We start from the raw sequence: 21099 nt of genomic DNA, 5'->3' as shown, positions 1-21099 counted from the left end.
GAATCGCGCGCCGCCCGGGGTGTCGAGTAGCGTTGCCGACCATGCGTCTCGTCATCGCCCGGTGCTCCGTCGACTACGCGGGTCGGCTCACCGCCCACCTCCCCACCGCGCCCCGTCTGATCCTGGTCAAGGCGGACGGCAGCGTCTCGATCCACGCGGACGACCGCGCCTACAAGCCCCTGAACTGGATGTCGCCGCCCTGCACGCTGAAGGAGGGCAGCGGTGAGGACGAGGGCGTCTGGACCGTCGTCAACAAGGCCGGCGAGAAGCTGATCATCACGATGGAGGAGGTCCTCCACGACTCCTCTCACGAACTGGGCGTCGACCCGGGCCTGATCAAGGACGGCGTGGAAGCGCACCTCCAGGAGCTGCTCGCCGACCGCATCGACACCCTCGGCGAGGGCTACACGCTGATCCGCCGCGAGTACATGACCGCCATCGGCCCGGTCGACATCCTGTGCCGGGACGGCGAGGGCCGCACGGTGGCCGTGGAGATCAAGCGGCGCGGCGAGATCGACGGCGTGGAGCAACTCACGCGCTACCTGGAGCTGTTGAACCGCGACCCGCACCTCGCCCCGGTGCGCGGCATCTTCGCGGCCCAGGAGATCAAGCCCCAGGCCCGCGTCCTCGCCACGGACCGCGGCATCGGCTGCCACGTCCTGGACTACAACGCCCTCCGCGGCATCGAGGACGACAAGCTGCGGCTGTTCTGAGCGAACGCCTCGCGCGCCGCTGACGGTCCGTCCACCGGACCGGACGGCCCGCTCGACGTCCGCGGGCCGTGTCCGCCGCGACGGCGCTCCGCCACGGCGGTGGTGTCCGGCGGTGCCGAACCGGCCCGAGGCCGTGGTGCGGCGCCGCCGCGGCCCGGCGGACGGCGCCGGGCCGGGCGGAGCTCCCGGCCCAGCGGCCGCTCCCCCCCGGGCGCGCCCTCCGCGCGGCGGCCCTAGATCACCGGCTCGCCGGACCCCGCCGAGCCCGCCGTGCTCGGCGTCCCGGCGCTGTCGGGCGCGCTCCCCGAGGACGCGGTCGGCACCGAGGTGACCGCGCCGCCGGCCGTCGCCGAGGTGTCGCTCGTCGGGCTCCCGGTCGGCGTGCCCGAGCCGGTCGGCGTCTGCGAGGGGGGCGTCGACGAGCCGCTCGGCGAGCCCGTGGGGCTGGACGAGGGCGAGGTCGACGGCCGTCCGGACGGGGACCCCGACGTGCTGGGGGACGGTGGCGGACTGGTCCCGTTGCCGTCGTGCGGGCCCGAGGACGTGCTCGTCCCCGGGGTCGGGGCCGTCGTGCCCGTCGGGGTCGGGTCGTCCGACGTGCCCAGGGTGCCGTCGGGGCCGGGGTCCGTGGGGCGGCTCGTGGCGATGCCCGTGTCGCCGGTGCCCGGGTCGTCGCCGGGGGCGTCCGTGCCCGGGGCGCCGTCGTCGAGGCCGGTCGTGGCGGACGGGTTGACGCCGACCCGGTCGGAGGGGTTGTGGGCGTCGTTGTCGGAGGTCGCGCCGAGCGTGACGACCGTGCCGAGGACGGCGACGAGCAGCGCGCCCGCGCCGGCCGCGACGAGGTTGCGCTTGGCCAGCCCGCGCAGCCCCCCGCGGCGGTGCGCGGCGGGCGTCGGCGCGGCGCCGGACTGCCGGTGGGTGACCAGGGTGGGCGGGGCCGGGGCGGGGAGCGCCGCGGGGATGCCCCGGGGCGGGGTGACCGGCTGCTCGGGGCGGGTGTCGGACGCGTCCGGCGCCAGCAGGGAGGCGACGCCGGGCACGTCGCCCGAGCGGTCGGCGACCAGGGCGAGGGCACGGCGCCCGGCGACGGTGCCGCGCTTGTCGGCGAGGGCGCCGCGCAGCCCGGTGGAGGACTCCAACTCGGCGCGCGCCCGGTCCAGTTGCCCCTCGCACAGGGCGAGGACGCCGAGTTCGTGGTGGAAGTAGGCCTGGTCGGCGACCGCGCCGGAGAGCCGCGCGGCCTCGGCGCCGGAGCGCAGCGCCTCCTCCCAGGCGCTCCAGTCGAGTCCGGCGGCGAACGCCGGTGCCGCGGTGCGGGCCAGCTCCACGGGCACGCACGTCTCGTCCTCGGCGGGGCCGGTCGCGGCCGGTGCGGTGACGGCCAGCGCGGCGAGCACCGCGTCGGCCTCCGCGCACACCCGCTCGGGCGTGACCGAGGGGTGCCCGGCCCACCAGGCGTAGTGCCGGGCGGCGGTGTGGGCGGTCCCGGCGCCGTCGTCGGCGTACCCGGCGGCCTCCAGCTGGGTCAGCACGCCCGCGGCGAGCCGGTAGCGGGTGCCGACCGGCGAGACGAGCCCGCAGGCGGCGAGTTCGCCGAGGGCCGCGTCGGCGTGGGTGTCGCCGACCAGCGCGGGCAGGTGCGCCTGGTGCGGGACCTCGCCGCCGAGGGCGACGGCGAAGCGGAGGGTGGCGCGGGCGGAGGCGCTGAGCCGGGAGGCGAGCAGCGGGGCGGGCGCGGCGGCCTCGCCGAGGGAGGGCAGCGGTATCTCCTCGACGCCCGCGTCGTCGGACAGGCCCGTCAGCCCGGGCCCGGTGACGCCGGCCTCCGCGGACGCGGCGAGCGGCCGGGCGTCCTCGAACACGCCGTACTCGTCGACCGCCTCGGCGCCGGCGCGCAGCTGGTCGCGCTGGCGCAGCAGGGCACCGGCCTGGACGAAGCGCAGCGGCAGGCCCTCGGACTCGAACCAGAGGTCGCCGGCCCAGTTGGCCTCCTCCTCGGTGAGGGCGCGGCCGACGGCCCGCTCGATGAGGTCGGCGCCGCCGGCCCGGTCCAGTCCGGGCAGGACGACGTCCTCGACGGCGGAGTCCGCGGTGGGTGCGGGCGTGTCCGGGGTCGCGCCGAAGAGGAAGGCGCACTCGGGGGTGGCGTCGAGGAAGTCGTCGAGCTCGTCGCCGCCGACGTCGAGGTCGTCGACGACCACGACGGCACCGACGTCCCGCACCAGGGCGAGCAGTTCGTCCGGGTCGGGGCGGTACTCGGCGGCGTCGTACACCGCGTGGAAGAGGTCGTGGAGCAGGTCGGCCGCGGTGCGGCGGAACCCGTTGAGGCGGACCACGCCGTCGGGCGCGAGGTCGGCGCAGTCCTCGGCGACGAGGTCGAGCATGCGGGTGCGGCCGGAGCCGGCGGGGCCGACGAGCCGGACGGAGCGGCCGCGGGCGAGCAGCCGGACGAGCTGTTCGCGTTCGTCCTGACGGCCCAGCAGGGGCGGCGCGGGCCGGTCGGGTCCGGCGGGCGCGGGCGGCCGGGCGGCGCGGTCGGCCTCGGCGCGGGACGCGGGGGTGCGGCGGGCGGGCCGCTCGGGGCGTTCGGTGGGCGGGCAGAGCTCGATCTCGCTGCCGTCGACGGGGTTGACGGTGACGAGGTGCTCGCCAGCCACCAGGCGCACCATGCGGGCCGGTGAGGCCGCGTGCTGCCCGAAGTCGGGGGTCAGGGGGTCCCTGGAGGGGCGCGGGCGCGGTGCGCGGTCCTCGGCGTCGTGGCCGTACTCCTCGGGTCCCCGGCTGGTCGGGTCCATAGGCTCAAGCCCCCCAAAAGCGTCGTGTGGCGGTAGCCCCTCCCGGCCTTGCTGCACACTGCGCTGTCGCTTCTGGTCCGGTGCCCGCTCGAGGGTTGCGGGCGGCGGGCAGACGAACCGTAAACCTTGGGCCAGTATCTCCGACAGTCCGGGGTACCGCGCGGTCCGGGACGTCACGGTCCGGTGAGGATTGCGTGTGTGACGTCGCGGTTCTCCGCGGACCGGGCGGCTCGGCGTGCCGGACGACCGCGGCGCGCGGCCCCCGGCGCGCGGCTCAGACGTGGGGCAGCGACTCCGCCGCGAGGCCGCCCTCGATGGCGAGGATGCGGTGCAGCCGGGTGGCCACCAGCAGGCGCTGCATCTGCGGCGGCACCCCGCGCAGCACCAGGCGCCGGCCGCAGCGGCCGGCCCGCCGGTGGGCGCCCATGATCACACCGAGGCCGGTGGCGTCCCAGGAGTCCAGCTCGGACAGGTCGAGCACCAGGTCGCCGACGCCGTCGTCGACCGCCGCGTGCAAGGCCGTACGGGCGTCCGCCGCGCTGCGGACGTCGAGGCGGCCCCCGACGACCAGCTCGACGTGGTCGCCCCTGATGTGCATATGCGCTCCCCTAAGCGTGCGTCTCGTGCTCCGCGGTGTGGTGGTCCGGTGTTGCAACCTCTGACTGCGGGAGACGTCCGGAGGTTGCCGTCTGTGAGCGAACCGATACCGAATTCACTCGCAGGGGTGAGGCCATGGGGACGCGAGTGGTTCCCGTGCCGGGAGAAGCCCTGCCCCCTCACGCGCCCGCTGTCACCGGAGTCAGCCGTCCGGCGCAGCGGACCGGTCGGCCCGTACGTCCCCTCGGCGGGACACTAGCGGGCCGGAGGCGCTGTGTGACGGGTTAGTAACGCGCGTCACGTCTCATCTGACGGACATCACACCGCGGGCGTGTCAGGGGTCGCCACGTACGGCCTAGTTGAGCCCCTTTGACCCGAACTACTCTGGCCGCATGGTCAATCTGACGCGTATCTACACCCGGACCGGCGACCGGGGCACCACCGCCCTGGGGGACATGAGCCGGGTCCCGAAGACCGATCTGCGCATCGCCGCGTACGCCGACGCCAACGAGGCGAACGCGGTCATCGGTACGGCGATCGCCCTCGGCGGGCTCGGCGAGGAGGTCGTGACGGTCCTCACCCGGGTGCAGAACGACCTGTTCGACGTGGGCGCGGACCTGTCGACGCCGGTGGTGGAGAACCCCGAGTACCCGCCGCTGCGGGTGGAGCAGTTCTACGTGGACCGGCTGGAGGCGGACTGCGACCGCTTCAACGCCGAGCTGGAGAAGCTGCGCTCGTTCATCCTGCCCGGCGGCACGCCCGGCGCGGCCCTGCTGCACCAGGCGTGCACGGTGGTGCGCCGGGCCGAACGCTCGACGTGGGCGGCGCTGGAGGCGCACGGCGAGGCGATGAACCCGCTGACCGCGACCTACCTCAACCGGCTGTCGGACCTGCTGTTCATCCTGGCCCGCACGGCGAACAAGGCGACCGGCGACGTCCTGTGGGTGCCGGGCGGGGAGCGCTAGCGCTCGCGCGTGGGGAACAGCGTGTAGCTCGCCGCGACGACCAGGTTGATGCCGATGACGAGGAGCATCCGGTGCTGCCAGGCGCGCAGGGAGCCGGTGTCGCCGTCGCCGCCGACGTACCAGGCCGCGGCCTGGAGCAGGGCGAGGGCGACGGCGCAGGCGAGGATCCAGCGGCCCGCGACCTTCCACTCGTGGAGGGCGCGGGCCCTGCCGTAGCGGGGCGGCCGCACCGGCGGCGGGCCGCCGGCGAAGCGGTGGGCGAAGCGGGCGTCGGCCCAGGTGATGGTGGAGTGGCCGAGCCCGACGGTGAAGCCGATGTAGACCGCGGCGAGGCCGTGGCGCCAGTCCGGTGCGGCGCCGTGGCGCAGGTCGATCGCGGTGACGGCGAACAGCACCACCTCCAGCAGCGGCTCGCACAGCAGCAGCGCGAGGCCGGTGCGCGGCATCCGCAGCAGGTACCGGACGGCCAGTCCGGCGGCCAGCAGCACCCAGAACGCCACCTCGCAGGCGACGACCAACCCGACGATCACGCTTCGCTCCCTCCGTGCGCCCTCGGAGGCGCCCCTCAAGCCTCACGGCGGGGACGGCCGGGCGCGTCGTCGCCGATGACGAGCCGTCGGTACATCGAAGGATGCAGTGCGGACCCTCCCCGGGCAGCACGCGGCGGGCCCGGTGAGCGTGTTGGATGGGGACATGGCCGTACGACCGGGCCGGCCGCGCCTGTCCCGCCCGCACCGCTTCGACGTGGCCATCGCCCTCGCCGGTCTGCTCGGCGGGCTGGCGATGTCCGCGCTGGGCCTGTCCACGTCGGGCAGTGCGCTGCTGCCGCCCGCCTGGGGGCTCCTGGCGCTGGCCGTGATGGCCGGCCTGGAGCTGCTGCGCCGGTCGGCGCCGCGGGCCGCGCTGCTCGCGGGCACCGGGGCGCTGGTGCTGGACGTGCTCGCCCCGGGCAACGCGGCGACGATCCTGATGTACACCGACCTCGCGTACGCGGCCGTGCTGTACGGGCCCCCGTCGGCCGCGCGCCGGGTCCCGGTGGTCACCGGGCTGGCGAGCCTCGCCGTGACGCTGGGCTTCCTGGTGTGGTGGCGCGACCCGCAGGCGCTGTTCGTCGGGCTCGGCGCGGCGCTCGTGTCGTTCGGTCCCGCGGCCACCGGCGCGCTGGTGCGCGACCACCGCGACGCCGCCGAGGCCGCCCGGCTGCGCGCCGGTCAGACGGCGCTGCTCGCGGAGCGGGACCGGGTCCAGGCGGTGACCGCGGAGCGGGCCCGGGTGGCCCGTGAGCTGCACGACCTGGTGGCGGGTCACCTGTCGGCCATCGCCATCCACTCCACCGCGGCCCTGTCGATCGACGAGCCGGGGACCACGAAGGAGGCGCTCGGGGTCATCCGGGAGAACAGCGTGGAGGGGCTGGCCCAGATGCGGCGGCTGATCGGGATCCTGCGGGACGCGGGCGCGGAGGAGGCGCCCGCGGCCGCGCCGACCCTGGACGGGCTGGGCGCGCTGGTGGAGGGGGCCCGCGCCAATGGTCTGGACGTGTGTCTGAGCGCGGAGCACGCGGAGGTACCGGCGCCGGTCGGGCTGGCCGCGTACCGCATCGTGCAGGAGTCCCTGACCAACGCCCTGAAGCACGGTGGCCCCGGCCCGGTCGCGGTGGCGCTGGGCGAGCGGGACGGGGTGCTGGAGGTGCGGGTGAGCAGCCCGTACGTCCGGCGCGGCGGGCCGCTGGCGCCCGGCTCGGGCGCCGGTCTGGTGGGCATGCGGGAGCGGGCCGCGCTGCTCGGCGGCACCTTCTCGGCGGGGCCGGACGGGGAGCGCTGGACCGTGCGTGCGGGGCTGCCGCTCGCGGCGGACACCACGTCGGGAGGGGCCCGGTGAACGGCCCCGTGCGGGTGCTGGTCGCCGAGGACCAGTCGGCCGTGCGCGCCGGGCTGGTGCTGATCCTGCGCAGCGCGCCCGGGATCGAGGTGGTCGGTGAGGCGGCGGACGGCGAGCAGGCGGTGGCGCTGGCCCGGGAGGCGCGGCCGGACGTGGTGCTGATGGACGTTCAGATGCCGCGCCTGGACGGGGTGTCGGCGACCCGGCGGATCGTCGGGGAGCAGCTGGCCGACGTGCTGGTGCTGACCACCTTCGACCTGGACGTGTACGTGTTCGGGGCGCTGCGCGCGGGGGCCGCGGGGTTCCTGCTCAAGAGCGCGGAGGCCCGGGAACTGATCGAGGCGGTACGGACGGTGGCGCGGGGCGAGGGGGTCGTGGCCCCGGCGGTCACGCGCCGGCTGATCGCGGAGTTCGCGGCCGGGTCGGCGCGGGAGCCGCGGGCCGACCCGGCGGTGCTCGACGGGCTGACCCGGCGGGAGCGGGAGGTGCTGTCCTGTCTCGGCGCGGGGCTGTCCAACGCGGGGATCGCCGAGCGGCTGGACATGGCCGAGGCGACGGCGAAGACGCACGTCAGCCGCCTGCTGGGGAAGCTGGGGCTGCGCAGCCGGGTCCAAGCGGCGGTGCTCGCGCAGGAGTTGGGGATCCAGCCGTCCGACCGGTGAAGTGGTCCAGACCTATTGACCTGTGGTCCAGACCTTTCTATTCTCGCGGCACCGTGGGCTGAAGGCTCAGTCATGCCCACGACACCCCCACACATCTCCACACCCCCGCTCCCCCAAACAGAGGACGCAGGATGCGCTTCAGACACAAAGCGGCGGCCGCCATGGCCACCCTGGTGCTCCCGCTGGCCGGACTGGTCGGCCTCGCGAGCCAGGCGGAGGCCGCTTCGAACGCCACCGCCACCTTCACCAAGACCAGCGACTGGGGTACCGGCTTCGGCGGTCAGTGGACCGTGAAGAACACCGGCACCAGCAGCATCAGCTCCTGGACCGTGGAGTGGGACTTCCCCTCCGGCACCAAGGTCACCTCGGCCTGGGACGCCACGGTCACCAACTCCGGCGACCACTGGACCGCCAAGAACGTCGGCTGGAACGGCACCATCGCCCCCGGCGCCTCCGTCTCCTTCGGCTTCAACGGCAGCGGCCCCGGCTCGCCCGCCAACTGCAAGCTGAACGGCGGCAGCTGCGACGGCGGCCCCACCGTCCCCGGTGACACCGCCCCCTCCGCCCCCGGCACCCCCACCGCCTCCTCCGTCACCGACACCTCGGTGAAGCTCAGCTGGAGCGCGGCCACCGACGACAAGGGCGTCAAGAACTACGACGTCCTGCGCGACGGCGCCAAGGTCGCCACCGTGACCACCACGTCGTACACCGACACCGGGCTGACCGCCGGCACCGACTACACCTACACGGTGCAGGCCCGCGACACCGCCGACCAGACCGGTCCGGTCAGCGGCTCGGTCGCCGTCCACACCACCGGCGGGACCACCACTCCCCCGCCCCCCGGCGGCAAGGTCAAGCTCGGCTACTTCACCGAGTGGGGCATCTACGGCCGCAACTACAACGTCAAGAACCTGGTGACGTCGGGCTCCGCCGCCAAGATCACCCACATCAACTACGCCTTCGGCAACGTCACCAACGGCCAGTGCGCCATCGGTGACTCCTACGCCGACTACGACAAGGCCTTCACCGCCGACCAGTCCGTCGACGGCGTCGCCGACACCTGGGACCAGCCGCTGCGCGGCAACTTCAACCAGCTGCGCAAGCTGAAGGCCAAGTACCCGAACATCAAGATCCTCTGGTCCTTCGGCGGCTGGACCTGGTCCGGCGGCTTCGGCCAGGCGGCGGCCAACCCGGCCGCGTTCGCCCAGTCCTGCTACAACCTGGTCGAGGACCCGCGCTGGGCCGACGTCTTCGACGGCATCGACATCGACTGGGAGTACCCGAACGCCTGCGGTCTGAGCTGTGACACCTCGGGTGCGGCGGCGTACAAGAACCTGATGGCCGCGCTGCGCGCCAAGTTCGGTGCCAACAACCTGGTCACCGCGGCCACCACGGCCGACGGCTCGGCCGGCGGCAAGATCGAGTCCGCCGACTACGCGGGCGCCGCGCAGTACGTCGACTGGTACAACGTGATGACGTACGACTTCTTCGGCGCGTGGGACGCCAAGGGCCCGACCGCCCCGCACTCCCCGCTCACCTCGTACACCGGCATCCCCAAGGCGGGCTTCACCACCGCCGACGCGATGGCCAAGTTCAAGGCGATCGGGGTCCCCGCCAACAAGCTGCTCATCGGCATCGGCTTCTACGGCCGCGGCTGGACCGGCGTCACCCAGGACGCCCCGGGCGGCACGGCCACCGGCCCCGCGGCCGGCACCTACGAGCAGGGCATCGAGGACTACAAGGTCCTCAAGACGTCCTGCCCGGCCACCGGCACCGTCGCCGGCACCGCGTACGCCCACTGCGGCACCAACTGGTGGTCCTACGACACCCCGGCCACCATCGCCTCCAAGATGGCCTGGGCGAAGAACCAGGGCCTGGGCGGCGCCTTCTTCTGGGAGTTCAGCGGTGACACCGCGAACGGCGAGCTGGTGAGCGCGATCAGCAGCAACCTGTAGGACCGTGCTCGACCCGTAGGAACGGGCTCTAAGCGACGTTGACGCGCTGACCGGGCGGGGCTGCCTCAAGCCACGCGAGAAATCCGGTCAGCGCGTCTTCGCTCATGGCGAGTTCGAGCCGCGTCCCCTGGTGGAGACAGACCAGGACCACCGCGTCCGACAGCAGCGCCAGCTCCTCCTCGCCCTCGGGCAGCCGACGCCCGGCCACCTCGATCGAGGCGCGCTCCAGGACCCGGCGCGGGCGGTAGGCGTAGGAGAAGACCCGGAACCAGGTCACGCGGTCGCCGCTGTACCGGGCCACCCCGTAGGACCAGCCCTTGCCGCTGGTGTCGGGCCGTTCCGGCACGTCCCAGCGCAGGCTGCAGTCGAAGGTGCCCCCGGAGCGCTGGATCAGCCTGCGCCGCAGACCGAAGACGAACAGACCCAGCACCACGAGGGCGACGACGATTCCGCACACAGTCAGAGCGAGGACCATCGACTACCGACCTCCTCGACTCCTAGATAACGGAACGGAAAAAACATCCAGATTCACCTCAGCCGCGGCCGGCGCCGGATTGCTCCGGTGCCGACCGCGGCTGAGTGACGTCATCGCATACGCGCTGTGCTCAGTGCGTGGTCGCCGCCCGCAGGCGGACCTCCGCGCGCCGCTCGGCGAAGGCGTCGCCCTCGGCCTTCGCGCGTTCCAGCTCCCGCTCGGCGCGCTGGACGTCGATCTCGTCCGACAGTTCGGCGATCTCCGCCAGCAGCGACAGCTTGTCGTCCGCGAACGAGATGAAACCGCCGTGCACCGCGGCGACGACCGTTCCACCGTCACTCGTACGGATGGTCACGGGGCCCGACTCCAGCACACCGAGCAGCGGCTGGTGACCGGGCATGACGCCGATGTCGCCGGACGTGGTGCGCGCGACGACCAGGGTGGCCTCGCCGGACCAGACCTGGCGGTCGGCAGCGACCAGCTCGACGTGCAGCTCAGCAGCCAAGAGAGGCTCCTCGGGTCACCACCCGGCTCTTGCTCGCCGGGTGTTGGGTACAAGTCTAAGGGGCGTGACAGAGGGGGCGGGACGACCCCGCCCCCTCACGCGTCACACGGGCAGCCGGGGGTCAGGAGACGCCCAGCTCCTTCGCGTTCTTCTTGAGGTCCTCGAGACCACCGCACATGAAGAACGCCTGCTCCGGGAAGTGGTCGTACTCGCCGTCGCAGATCGCGTTGAACGCGGCGATCGACTCGTCCAGCGGCACGTCCGAACCGTCCACGCCGGTGAACTGCTTGGCGACGTGGGTGTTCTGGGACAGGAAGCGCTCCACGCGACGGGCACGGTGGACGACGAGCTTGTCCTCCTCGCCGAGCTCGTCGATGCCGAGGATCGCGATGATGTCCTGCAGGTCCTTGTACTTCTGCAGGATCGTCTTCACGCGCATGGCCGCGTTGTAGTGGTCCGCCGTGATGTAGCGCGGGTCCAGGATCCGGGACGTGGAGTCCAGCGGGTCCACGGCCGGGTAGATGCCCTTCTCCGAGATCGGACGGGAGAGCACCGTCGTCGCGTCGAGGTGGGCGAAGGTGGTGGCCGGTGCCGGGTCGGTCAGGTCGTCCGCGGGGACGTAGATCGCCTGCATCGAGGTGATCGAGTGACCGCGGGTCGACGTGATGCGCTCCTGGAGCAGACCCATCTCGTCGGCCAGGTTCGGCTGGTAGCCCACCGCGGACGGCATGCGGCCGAGCAGCGTGGAGACCTCGGAACCGGCCTGCGTGAAGCGGAAGATGTTGTCGATGAAGAACAGCACGTCCTGCTTCTGGACGTCACGGAAGTACTCGGCCATGGTGAGGCCGGCCAGCGCGACGCGCAGACGGGTGCCCGGGGGCTCGTCCATCTGACCGAAGACCAGGGCGGTCTTGTCGATGACGCCCGAGTCCGACATCTCCTCGATGAGGTCGTTGCCCTCACGGGTGCGCTCGCCGACACCGGCGAACACGGAGACACCGTCGTGGTTGTTGGCGACGCGGTAGATCATCTCCTGGATGAGCACCGTCTTGCCGACGCCGGCACCGCCGAACAGACCGATCTTGCCGCCCTTGACGTACGGGGTCAGCAGGTCGATGACCTTGACGCCGGTCTCGAACATCTCGGTCTTCGACTCGAGCTCGTCGAAGTTCGGGGCCTTGCGGTGAATGCCCCAGCGCTCGCCCGTGTACTGCTCGTCGACGTTCAGCACCTCACCGAGGGTGTTGAACACCTTGCCCTTGGTGAAGTCGCCGACCGGCACCGTGATGGAGTTGCCGGTGTCGGTGACGGCGGCCTGGCGGACCAGACCGTCGGTGGGCTGCATGGAGATGGTGCGGACCAGGCCGTCACCCAGGTGCTGGGCGACCTCCAGGGTCAGCGTCTTCTTCTCGCCGGCGTTGGCCGGGTCGGCCACCTCGACGTGAAGGGCGTTGTAGATGTCCGGCATCGCGTCGACGGGGAACTCCACGTCGACGACCGGGCCGATGACCCGGGCGACGCGGCCCGTAGCCGTCGCGGTCTCAACAGTGGTGGTCATTATCGGTCACTCCCCGCGGTCGCGTCGGCCAGGGCACTGGCGCCACCGACGATCTCGCTGATTTCCTGGGTGATTTCGGCCTGGCGGGCCGCGTTGGCAAGACGGGAGAGCGTGTTGATCAGCTCGCCCGCGTTGTCGGTGGCCGACTTCATCGCGCGCCGCGTGGCGGCGTGCTTCGAAGCGGCCGACTGGAGCAGCGCGTTGTAGATCCGGCTCTCCACGTAGCGCGGCAGCAGCGCGTCGAGGACGTCCTCCGCCGAGGGCTCGAAGTCGTAGAGCGGGAGGATCTCGCCCTGCGGCTTCGCCTCCTGCGCGACCTCTTCCAGCCGCAGCGGCAGCAGCCGGGCGTCGAGCGCCGTCTGCGTCATCATCGAGACGAACTCGGTGAAGACGATGTGGAGCTCGTCCACGCCGCCCTCGGCCGTGTCCTTCTCGATGGCCTCGATGAGGGGCACCGCGACCTTCTTGGCGTCCGCGTACGTCGGCTCGTCGGTGAAGCCCGTCCACGACTCCGAGATCTTGCGCTCACGGAAGTTGTAGTGGGCGACACCGCGCCGGCCGACGATGTACGTGTCGACCTGCTTGCCCTCGCGCTCCAGGCGCTCGGTCAGCTGCTCCGCCGCCTTGATGGCGTTGGAGTTGAAGGCGCCGGCCAGACCGCGGTCGCTCGTGAGGAGCAGGACCGCGGCACGGGCCGGGTTCTCCGCCTCCGTGGTGAGCGGGTGCTTGGTGTTCGAACCCGTACCGACCGCCGTGACCGCGCGGGTCAGTTCCTGCGCGTACGGCGTGGAGGCCGCCACCTTGCGCTGCGCCTTGACGACGCGCGAGGCGGCGATCATCTCCATCGCCTTGGTGATCTTCTTGGTCGCGGTGACGGATCGGATGCGACGCTTGTAGACCCGGAGCTGGGCTCCCATGAGTCAGGTCCTTCCTACGTCACTTGGCGGCAGCGGCCGGAGCCTCTTCGCCGAGGAGCTTGCCGTCGGAGGTCTCGAACTGCTTCTTGAACTCCGCGACGGCGTCGGCGATCGCCTGGATCGTGTCGTCGGACATCTTGGCGCCCTCGCGGATGGAGGTCATCAGACCCTGCTCCTTGCGGTGCAGGTAGTCCAGCAGCTCCTTCTCGAAGCGGCGGATGTCCGCGACCGGCACGTCGTCCATGCGGCCCGTGGTGCCGGCCCAGACGGAGACGACCTGGTCCTCGGTGGCCATCGGCTCGTACTGGTTCTGCTTGAGCAGCTCGACCATGCGCTGACCGCGCTCCAGCTGCGACTTCGAGGCCGCGTCCAGGTCGGAACCGAAGGCGGCGAACGCCTCCAGCTCGCGGAACTGGGCGAGGTCGACACGGAGTCGGCCGGACACCTGGCGCATCGCCTTGTGCTGCGCGGAACCACCGACGCGGGAGACGGAGATACCGACGTTCAGCGCGGGGCGCTGACCGGCGTTGAACAGGTCCGACTCCAGGAAGCACTGGCCGTCGGTGATGGAGATGACGTTGGTCGGGATGAACGCCGAGACGTCGTTGGCCTTGGTCTCGACGATCGGCAGACCGGTCATCGAACCGGCACCCATCTCGTCGGAGAGCTTGGCGCAGCGCTCCAGCAGACGGGAGTGCAGGTAGAAGACGTCACCCGGGTAGGCCTCACGGCCCGGCGGGCGGCGCAGCAGCAGCGACACGGCGCGGTAGGCGTCGGCCTGCTTCGAGAGGTCGTCGAAGATGATGAGGACGTGCTTGCCCTCGTACATCCACTGCTGACCGATGGCCGAACCGGTGTACGGCGCCAGGTACTTGAAGCCGGCCGGGTCGGACGCCGGGGCGGCGACGATGGTCGTGTACTCCAGGGCGCCGTTCTCCTCCAGCGCGCGGCGCACGCCGGCGATGGTGGAGCCCTTCTGGCCGATGGCGACGTAGATGCAGCGGACCTGCTTCTTCGGGTCGCCCGAGCGCCAGTTGTCGCGCTGGTTGATGATCGTGTCGACGGCCAGCGCGGTCTTGCCGGTCTGGCGGTCACCGATGATCAGCTGACGCTGACCACGGCCGATCGGGGTCATGGCGTCGACGGCCTTGTAGCCCGTCTCCATGGGCTCGTGCACCGACTTGCGCTGCATGACCGTGGGGGCCTGCAGCTCGAGGGCGCGACGGCCGGACGTCTCGATCTCGCCGAGGCCGTCGATCGGGTTGCCGAGCGGGTCGACGACACGGCCGAGGTAGCCCTCGCCGACCGCGACGGAGAGGACCTCACCGGTGCGCGTGACCGGCTGACCCTCCTCGATGCCGCTGAACTCGCCCAGGACGACCGCACCGATCTCGCGCTCTTCCAGGTTCAGCGCGAGACCGAGGGATCCGTCCTCGAACTTCAGCAGTTCGTTCGCCATGGCCGAGGGCAGTCCCTCGATCTTGGCGATGCCGTCGCCGGCAACGGTGACCGTCCCGACCTCCTCGCGCGAGGCCGCGTCCGGCTTGTACGACTGGACGAAGGTCTCCAGTGCGTCCCGGATCTCCTCCGGCCGGATCGTGAGCTCCGCCATCTGGGTTCCCTGCTCTCCTTGTTGGGCCCGAAGTTTCACTTGGGGGGTATGGGGATCCCCCCCAAAAGAGGTGAATCCTCTGCACGGCCCAACCAGGGCCGTAGGTACGTTCGTGTTGAGTTGGCTGCTAGCTCGCCATGCGGCGGGCGGCGTCGTCGATGCGGTCCGCGATGGAGCCGTTGATGACCTCGTCGCCGACCTGCACCCGGATCCCGCCGAGGACGTCGGGGTCCACGTCGAGGTTCAGGTGCATGCTGCGGCCGTAGAGCTTGGTCAGAGCCGCGCCCAGGCGCTGCTTCTGCCCGTCGCTCAGCGGCACCGCCGAGGTGACCACGGCCACGACGCGGTTGCGGCGCTCGGCGGCGAGCTTGGACAGCGAGTCCAGGCCCGCTTCCAGGCTACGACCCCGCGGCGCACTCACCAGGCGCGTGACCAGACGCTCGGTGGCCGCGTCGGCCCGGCCGCCGAGCAGGCTGCCCAGCAGCGCGCTCTTGGCCGATCCGGTGGCCTTCCGGTCCGTCAGTGCGGCGCGCAGCTCGGTGTTCGAGGTGACGATCCGGCCGAAGCGGAACAGTTCGTCCTCGACGTCGTCGAGCCTGCCGGCCCGCTGGGCGGACGTGAGGTCGGCGGTGTTCGCCAGCTCCTCCAGCGCGTCCACCAGGTCGCGCGGCTGCGACCAGCGGGAACGCACCAGACCGGCCACCAGGTCGGCGGCGGGGCCGCTGATCTGGGCACCGAGCAGGCGCTGCGTCAATTCGGCCTTGGCCTCTCCGGCCTGCGCCGGGTCGGTCAGGACCCGACGCAGCGACACCTCGCGGTCGAGCAGCGCGGTGACGGCCGCCAGCTCGTCGGCGAGCCGCGCGGCGTCCACGGAGGTGGAGTCCGTCAGCGCGTCGAGACGCTCACGTGCGGCTGCCAGGGCCTCGCGGCTCGCTCCGTTCATCGCGCCGCCTCGGCCTTCTCCTCGAGCTCGTCGAGGAAGCGGTCGATCACGCGGCTCTGCCGGGCGTGGTCCTCGAGGGACTCACCGACGAGCTTGCCGGCCAGTTCGGTGGCCAGCTTGCCGACGTCCTGACGCAGCGCGGAGGACGCGGCCTTGCGGTCGGCCTCGATCTGGGCGTGACCGGCGGTGACGATCTCCTCGCGCTGGCGCTGGCCCTCCGCACGCATCTCGGCGATGAGCGCGGCGCCCTGCTCCTGCGCCTCCTGGCGCAGGCGCGCGGCCTCGTGGCGGGCCTCGGCGAGCTGGGCCTTGTACTGCTCGAGGACGCTCTGGGCCTCGGTCTGCGCGGCCTCGGCCTTCTCGATACCGCCCTCGATGGCCTCGCGACGCTCTTCCAGAACCTTGTTGATGTTCGGGAGGAGCTTCCAGGCGAGGAAGCCGAAGACGATGACGAAGGCGATGAGGCCGATGACGAGCTCGGGGATCGGCGGGACGAGGGGGTTCTCGGTCTCCTCGGCCGCCAGAATGAGCAGCTGGCTCATGTCAGTGCCTTTCGTCTAGTCGGCTGATCGTGAATCGTCAGATCACTTGCCGTAGACGAACGGCATGACCAGACCGATCAGGGCGAGCGCCTCACAGAAGGCGAAGCCGAGGATCTGGTTGGCGCGGATCAGGCCGGCGGCCTCGGGCTGACGGGCGAGGGCCTGGGTGCCGTTACCGAAGATGATGCCGACGCCGACGCCGGGGCCGATGGCAGCGAGGCCGTAACCGATGGAGCCGAGCGAGCCGGAAACAGCGGCAAGGGTCTGGGACATGCCAGTTCTTCCTTTTCTTTACGGACCGGTGGGGGTTGGCCACCGGACGGCTGGGGGGTGGTGCGGGGCGGGGCTCAGTGGTGCTCGGCGAGCGCGCCCTGGATGTAGGTGCACGTCAGGAGGACGAAGACGTACGCCTGAAGAGCCTGGATGAAGAGCTCGAAAGCCGTCATGACGATGGTCATGATGAACGAGACACCGGCGTAGGCGATCCCGATGCCGTTCAGCAGGTACCAGCTGGCGATCGTGAAGAGCAGCAGCAGGGTGTGACCGGCGAACATGTTCGCGAAGAGCCGGACGGCGTGCGTGAAGGGGCGCACGAGCAGGTTCGAGAAGAACTCGATGAGCATCGCGAGCGGCAGGACCGCTCCCAGCGACTTGTCGTAGCCCGTGACGTTCTTGAAGAAGCCGACGAAGCCGTGGCGCTTGAAGGTCAGCGACACCCACAGGACGTAGACCACGAGGGCGAGCACGGCCGGGTACGAGATGATCGCGGTGACCGGGAACTGGGCGAGCGGGATGATCGACCAGAGGTTCATCATCCACACGAAGAAGAACAGCGAGACGATCAGCGGGACGTACTTCTCGCCCTCCCGCTTGCCGATGGTCTCGTACACGACCCCGCGGCGGATGAAGTCGTAGCCCGCCTCGGCGACCATCTGCAGCTTGCCGGGGACGACCTTCGGCTTGCGGAAGGCGGCCCAGAAGAAACCGACGATGACGATGGAACCGAGCAGCGCCAGCAGCATCGTCTTGTTGAAGTACACGTTGCTGTCGCCGTCGCCCCACAGGGGCTCGAACAGGAACGAGTGCAGGCCGGGAGCCGGGAAGCCACAGCCGTCGAAGATGTGGCAGTCGGTCTCGAAGGCGAGCACCTGCGTCGGATCAGCACTCACCGCGGGCTCCTTCAGCGTGGCGCATAGGTACGGCAACCTCGTTGTGTCGGCGCGGCAGCGAGCCGCGGTTCGGCACGGGACTGGTGTTACGGATGTGGGGGCGGCTGAGGGGCATCTCGCCTCGCGCTTGAGCAGGCGTCAGCTCGGATGCCCGCGCCCGCGATGCCGCAGTTGGCACCGGACGATAGCAGGATCTCTCAGGCGTCCTTATCCCGGCCCTACCCCTCACGACGAGTGCCCCGATTTTTCGGGTTCGACGTAGAGGATCTTGGCCTTCATGTGGGCGCGCGTCTGGGCGGCGATCCACGTGAGGGTGGCGGCGACAAGGGTGAGCGCGAACGCCCGGGGGTTGAACAGCGTCGTGTCCTTGAACACGGCGAGGAAGACGAACAGCAGCAGGATCTGCGCGGCGTACAGCATCAGACCCATGGCCTGGAAGAGGTGCGGGAGCGACTTCGCCGTCCGCTGCAGGACGTAGAGGCCGATCCCCATGAAGAGGATCGCCAGCACGGCCGCCACGACCGCCCCGACCGCACCCTTCCCGCCGGCGACCACACCACTGACGACGGCGGCGATCGCGCCGACGGCAGCCGTGGGCACAGCGGCCTGGGCCAGGATCCGGACGTCGTTGGACGGCATGGCGGCAACTCCGCGTTCAAAAGGGGGCTGGGGTGTCGTCATGGACGAGCGTAGTCCCGGCGGAGGCGGTCGAGACCTCGTGCCGTCGGACCGTCGCACTGCGGTCTGTCGGCTCTACCGGGGGTTCTCGTGAACCGTATCACAAACTATTTGATGAGGTCTTTACCTGGATGGTGTGCCGGCTGTCACACGTGAGGGTGAGCCTGCGCGTCTGAGCGAGAACAGCGCCGACTTGTCTGGTATTGGGGCGGTTCGCTCCCCCACGAGTTGGCAATGTTCTAGTCAGATTCTTACCCAGTGCCCGGCGGCCCCGGGAGGGCGAACGGTGGCCCTTCTCACCCGCGGGGAACACGCGAACGAGCGCCCAGAGCGGTCGCTCCGTTGACGCCGGGCACCTCCGGGCCGCCCGAGACGCCGACGGGGACGGGAGTGCGCGGCTCGTCGTCGCCCGCCTCCACGCTCCCGGCGTCCGCCGCGCCGCCGGCACCCTCCGCCGCCTCCGGCGCGGGCGCCGCACGGCGCCTCCGGTAGCGCGGCGGCACGAACGCCTCGGCCCAGCGCGGGGCGCGCGGCGTGAAGCGCGGCAGCAGGAGCAGCACCAGGCCCACCGCGCTGAGGAACACGACGCCGAGGACGATCCACATCGACGCCGAGTTCACCGAGTAGGCCAGCGCCCCGAACGCGATCAGCGCCGACCAGAAGTACATGATCAGCACCGCGCGGCTGTGCGAGTGCCCGATCTCCAGCAGCCGGTGGTGCAGGTGCCCGCGGTCCGCCGCGAACGGCGACTGGCCGCGCCAGGTGCGCCGCACGATCGCCAGGATCAGGTCGGCCGCCGGGATCGCGATGATGGTGAGCGGCATCAGCAGCGGGATGTAGACAGGCACCATCTGGTGCACCGCGTTGCGCTCGGACCCGGAGAACAGCTTCATCACGTCCGGGTCGACCTGGCCGGTCACCGAGATCGCGCCCGCCGCGAGCACCAGGCCGATCAGCATGGAGCCGGAGTCGCCCATGAAGATCCGCGCCGGGTGCATGTTGTGCGGCAGGAAGCCCACGCACATGCCCATCAGCACGGCCGCGAACAGCGTCGCCGGGGCCGCGGCCTCGATGCCGTACGAGTACCAGATGCGGTAGGCGTACATGAAGAACGCCGCCGACGCGATGCACACCATGCCGGCCGCGAGACCGTCCAGGCCGTCCACGAAGTTCACCGCGTTGATGGTGATGACCACCAGCGCCACCGTGAGCAGGGTGCCCTGCCACTGGGTCAGCGCGACCGTGCCGACGCCCGGGATGGGCAGCCACAGGATCGTCAGGCCCTGCATGACCATCACGCCGGCCGCGATCATCTGCGCGCCCAGCTTGATCAGCGCGTCGATCTCGAACTTGTCGTCGAGGACGCCGATCAGCCAGATCAGCGCGGCGCCGCTGAGCAGGGCGCGCGGCTCGTTCGACTTCTCGAAGACCTGGTTGAGGTTGGCCAGGTGGTCGGCGACCAGCAGGCCCGCGCACAGGCCGAAGAACATGGCGATCCCGCCGAGGCGCGGAGTGGGCTCCCGGTGCACGTCACGTGCCCGGATCTCCGGCATCGCCCCGGCCACGATCGCGAACTTCCGTACCGGCCCTGTCAGCAGATACGTCACCGCGGCCGTGACGCAGAGCGTCAGCAGGTATTCACGCACGGGCTTCCCCACAGGTCTCGCTGGCCATCTCAGCCCCACACCCTAGCGACGGCCGCATGTGGATGAGGACTTCCGGGTAGCAACGATGGTTGCACGTACGGCTGTGGACTTCGTCGTACGGGGCGCAACCCGGGGGTGTGCGGGAGCACCGCCGGCCTCGTCACCCGGGGTACGGCGGGAAGGCCGCCACCAGGTCGCGCACGTCGTCGCGGGCCCGCTGGGCGTCGGTCTCGCGGCGCAGCACCCGGGCCATCAGGGTCGCGACGGCGGTCATCTGCTCCTCCCCCATGCCCTGGGTGGTCACCGCGGCCGTGCCCAGCCTGAGGCCGCGCAGGTCCGCGTGCGGCAGGGCGCAGCATTCCAGCACGATCCCCGCCCCGGCCAGCAGTCCGCGCGCGGTGCGCCCGTCGACGCCGAGCGGCGCCGGGTCGGCCGTGACGAGGTGCGTGTCGGTGCCGCCGGTGGTGACGGCCAGGCCCTGCGCCGCCAGCCCGGCCGCGAGCACGCGCGCGTTGGCGACGACCCGGTGGGCGTACGCGGAGAACGCGGGCGTCGCCGCCTCCCCGAACGCGACCGCCTTCGCGGCGATGGTGTGCATCTGCGCGCCGCCCTGGGTGAACGGGAACACCGCCCGGTCGACGCGCTCGGCGAGGTCCGCGCCGCACAGCAGCATCCCGCCGCGCGGCCCGCGCAGCACCTTGTGCGTGGTCGCGCACACGACGTCGGCGTACGGCACCGGGCTGGGCGCCGCGCCGCCCGCGACCAGCCCGATGGGGTGGGCGGCGTCCGCGACGAGGAAGGCGCCCACCTCGTCGGCGACCTCGCGGAAGAAGGCGTACTCGAGGTGGCGGGGGTAGGCGATGGAGCCGCACACGATCGCCTTCGGCCGGTGGGTGCGGGCCAGGGTGCGCACCTGCTCCCGGTCGACGAGCCCGGTCTCCGCGTCCACCCCGTAGGGGACGAAGTCGAACCAGCGGCCGGAGAAGTTCGCGGGCGACCCGTGGGTGAGGTGGCCGCCGTGGGACAGCCCGAGGGCGAGCACGGTGTCGCCGGGCCGCAGCAGGGCCGCGTACGCGGCGAGCACGGCCGAGGAGCCCGAGTGGGACTGGACGTTGGCGTGCTCGGCGCCGAACAGGGCCTTGGCGCGGTCCACGGCGATGCGCTCGGCCATGTCGACGATCTCGCAGCCGCCGTGGTGGCGGGCGCCGGGGTAGCCCTCGGCGTACTTGTTGGCGAGCGGGGAGCCGAGCGCGGCCAGCACGGCCGGTGAGCTGAAGTTCTCCGCGGCGCTCAGCTGGAGCGTCGTCGCCTGGCGCATCCGCTCCGCGAGCAGGATCTCGGCGAGCTCGGGATCCTGCCGCCGCAGCAGGTCGGCCTCGAGGGCATGGCTGACGGTCATGACGGGCTCCGGACGCGTCGACGCTGACGTACGTCCAATGTAGGCCCGGCTCCCCGGGCACGCCCGCGGTGCTGCGGCGACCGGGGGCCG

20 protein-coding genes are annotated in these 21099 nt (G+C 71.7%); 5 read left to right on the top strand and 15 right to left on the bottom strand.

From position 1 onward, the window contains the following. Positions 1-41: 41 nt before the first annotated feature. On the top strand, positions 42-713 hold the full coding sequence (gene nucS, locus AQJ30_RS22925; protein WP_067237177.1) for an endonuclease NucS: 672 nt from the start codon (positions 42-44) through the stop codon (positions 711-713). Positions 714-946: 233 nt separating this feature from the next. Here nucS and AQJ30_RS22920 read toward each other — a convergent pair whose 3' ends face one another. After that, on the bottom strand, positions 947-3508 hold the full coding sequence (locus tag AQJ30_RS22920; RefSeq protein ID WP_067237175.1) for an ATP-binding protein: 2562 nt from the start codon (positions 3506-3508) through the stop codon (positions 947-949). A gap of 274 nt (positions 3509-3782) precedes the next feature. Next, positions 3783-4106 (bottom strand): STAS domain-containing protein, encoded by a 324-nt coding sequence (locus tag AQJ30_RS22915; RefSeq protein ID WP_067237173.1) that lies wholly within the window; start codon positions 4104-4106, stop codon positions 3783-3785. Positions 4107-4497: 391 nt separating this feature from the next. On the opposite strand from AQJ30_RS22915, the gene AQJ30_RS22910 reads away from it, so the two are divergent. Then, positions 4498-5070 carry a cob(I)yrinic acid a,c-diamide adenosyltransferase gene (locus AQJ30_RS22910; protein WP_067237171.1) on the top strand — a complete coding sequence of 191 codons (573 nt, stop codon included), beginning with the start codon at positions 4498-4500 and terminating at the stop codon, positions 5068-5070. Here the strand turns inward: AQJ30_RS22910 and AQJ30_RS22905 are convergent. Then, the gene (locus AQJ30_RS22905) at positions 5067-5600 is read right to left on the bottom strand and encodes a hypothetical protein (protein ID WP_067237168.1); all 534 of its coding nucleotides are present in this window, start codon (positions 5598-5600) and stop codon (positions 5067-5069) included. The genes AQJ30_RS22910 and AQJ30_RS22905 overlap by 4 nt on opposite strands. A 163-nt stretch (positions 5601-5763) precedes the next feature. Between AQJ30_RS22905 and AQJ30_RS22900 the strand changes: the two genes are divergently transcribed. The 3 genes from AQJ30_RS22900 (at position 5764) to AQJ30_RS22890 (ending at position 9565) form a co-directional block, all read left to right on the top strand. Then, the gene (locus AQJ30_RS22900; RefSeq protein WP_067237165.1) at positions 5764-6948 is read left to right on the top strand and encodes a sensor histidine kinase; all 1185 of its coding nucleotides are present in this window, start codon (positions 5764-5766) and stop codon (positions 6946-6948) included. Beyond that, positions 6945-7610, top strand: a complete 666-nt coding sequence (locus AQJ30_RS22895; protein ID WP_067237162.1) for a response regulator — start codon at positions 6945-6947, stop codon at positions 7608-7610. Before AQJ30_RS22900 ends, AQJ30_RS22895 begins: the two co-directional genes overlap by 4 nt. A gap of 131 nt (positions 7611-7741) precedes the next feature. Further along, positions 7742-9565: a glycoside hydrolase family 18 chitinase gene (locus tag AQJ30_RS22890; protein ID WP_067237160.1), complete on the top strand. Its 1824-nt coding sequence runs from the start codon at positions 7742-7744 to the stop codon at positions 9563-9565. A 28-nt stretch (positions 9566-9593) separates the two neighbouring features. Here AQJ30_RS22890 and AQJ30_RS22885 read toward each other — a convergent pair whose 3' ends face one another. The 12 genes from AQJ30_RS22885 to AQJ30_RS22830 all read right to left on the bottom strand — a co-directional run bounded on the left by AQJ30_RS22885 (position 9594) and on the right by AQJ30_RS22830 (position 21009). Further along, positions 9594-10040 carry a DUF2550 domain-containing protein gene (locus AQJ30_RS22885; protein ID WP_067237157.1) on the bottom strand — a complete coding sequence of 149 codons (447 nt, stop codon included), beginning with the start codon at positions 10038-10040 and terminating at the stop codon, positions 9594-9596. Between the two features lie 130 nt (positions 10041-10170). Continuing rightward, positions 10171-10545, bottom strand: coding sequence for a F0F1 ATP synthase subunit epsilon (locus AQJ30_RS22880; protein ID WP_067237156.1), 375 nt, complete (start codon positions 10543-10545; stop codon positions 10171-10173). A 121-nt stretch (positions 10546-10666) separates the two neighbouring features. Next, a complete protein-coding gene (gene atpD, locus AQJ30_RS22875; protein WP_067237153.1) occupies positions 10667-12103 on the bottom strand; it encodes a F0F1 ATP synthase subunit beta in 1437 nt (478 codons plus the stop codon). After that, positions 12103-13020, bottom strand: coding sequence for a F0F1 ATP synthase subunit gamma (locus AQJ30_RS22870; RefSeq protein WP_067237150.1), 918 nt, complete (start codon positions 13018-13020; stop codon positions 12103-12105). Before AQJ30_RS22870 ends, atpD begins: the two co-directional genes overlap by 1 nt. Before the next feature lie 19 nt (positions 13021-13039). Beyond that, positions 13040-14632 carry a F0F1 ATP synthase subunit alpha gene (gene atpA / locus AQJ30_RS22865; protein WP_067237148.1) on the bottom strand — a complete coding sequence of 531 codons (1593 nt, stop codon included), beginning with the start codon at positions 14630-14632 and terminating at the stop codon, positions 13040-13042. A 127-nt stretch (positions 14633-14759) separates the two neighbouring features. Further along, positions 14760-15575, bottom strand: coding sequence for a F0F1 ATP synthase subunit delta (locus AQJ30_RS22860; protein ID WP_067237145.1), 816 nt, complete (start codon positions 15573-15575; stop codon positions 14760-14762). Then, on the bottom strand, positions 15572-16117 hold the full coding sequence (locus AQJ30_RS22855; protein WP_067237143.1) for a F0F1 ATP synthase subunit B: 546 nt from the start codon (positions 16115-16117) through the stop codon (positions 15572-15574). Before AQJ30_RS22855 ends, AQJ30_RS22860 begins: the two co-directional genes overlap by 4 nt. Before the next feature lie 42 nt (positions 16118-16159). Next, on the bottom strand, positions 16160-16390 hold the full coding sequence (atpE, locus tag AQJ30_RS22850) for an ATP synthase F0 subunit C (protein ID WP_024884520.1): 231 nt from the start codon (positions 16388-16390) through the stop codon (positions 16160-16162). A gap of 74 nt (positions 16391-16464) precedes the next feature. After that, positions 16465-17286 carry a F0F1 ATP synthase subunit A gene (gene atpB / locus AQJ30_RS22845; RefSeq protein ID WP_067237141.1) on the bottom strand — a complete coding sequence of 274 codons (822 nt, stop codon included), beginning with the start codon at positions 17284-17286 and terminating at the stop codon, positions 16465-16467. A gap of 225 nt (positions 17287-17511) precedes the next feature. Then, positions 17512-17925 (bottom strand): Cg1360 family ATP-synthase-associated protein, encoded by a 414-nt coding sequence (locus tag AQJ30_RS22840; protein WP_067237139.1) that lies wholly within the window; start codon positions 17923-17925, stop codon positions 17512-17514. Positions 17926-18260: 335 nt separating this feature from the next. Beyond that, positions 18261-19610: an MraY family glycosyltransferase gene (locus tag AQJ30_RS22835; RefSeq protein ID WP_067237137.1), complete on the bottom strand. Its 1350-nt coding sequence runs from the start codon at positions 19608-19610 to the stop codon at positions 18261-18263. Between the two features lie 160 nt (positions 19611-19770). Continuing rightward, entirely contained in the window at positions 19771-21009 is a 1239-nt protein-coding gene (locus AQJ30_RS22830; RefSeq protein WP_067237134.1) for a serine hydroxymethyltransferase, read from the bottom strand. Positions 21010-21099 lie beyond the last annotated feature (90 nt).

The organism is Streptomyces longwoodensis (assembly GCF_001514125.1).
In the GTDB taxonomy this organism is placed as follows: Bacteria; Actinomycetota; Actinomycetes; order Streptomycetales; family Streptomycetaceae; genus Streptomyces; species Streptomyces longwoodensis.
Note: the sequence above shows the minus strand (reverse complement) of the source record. Positions and strands in the feature narration are given on the sequence as shown.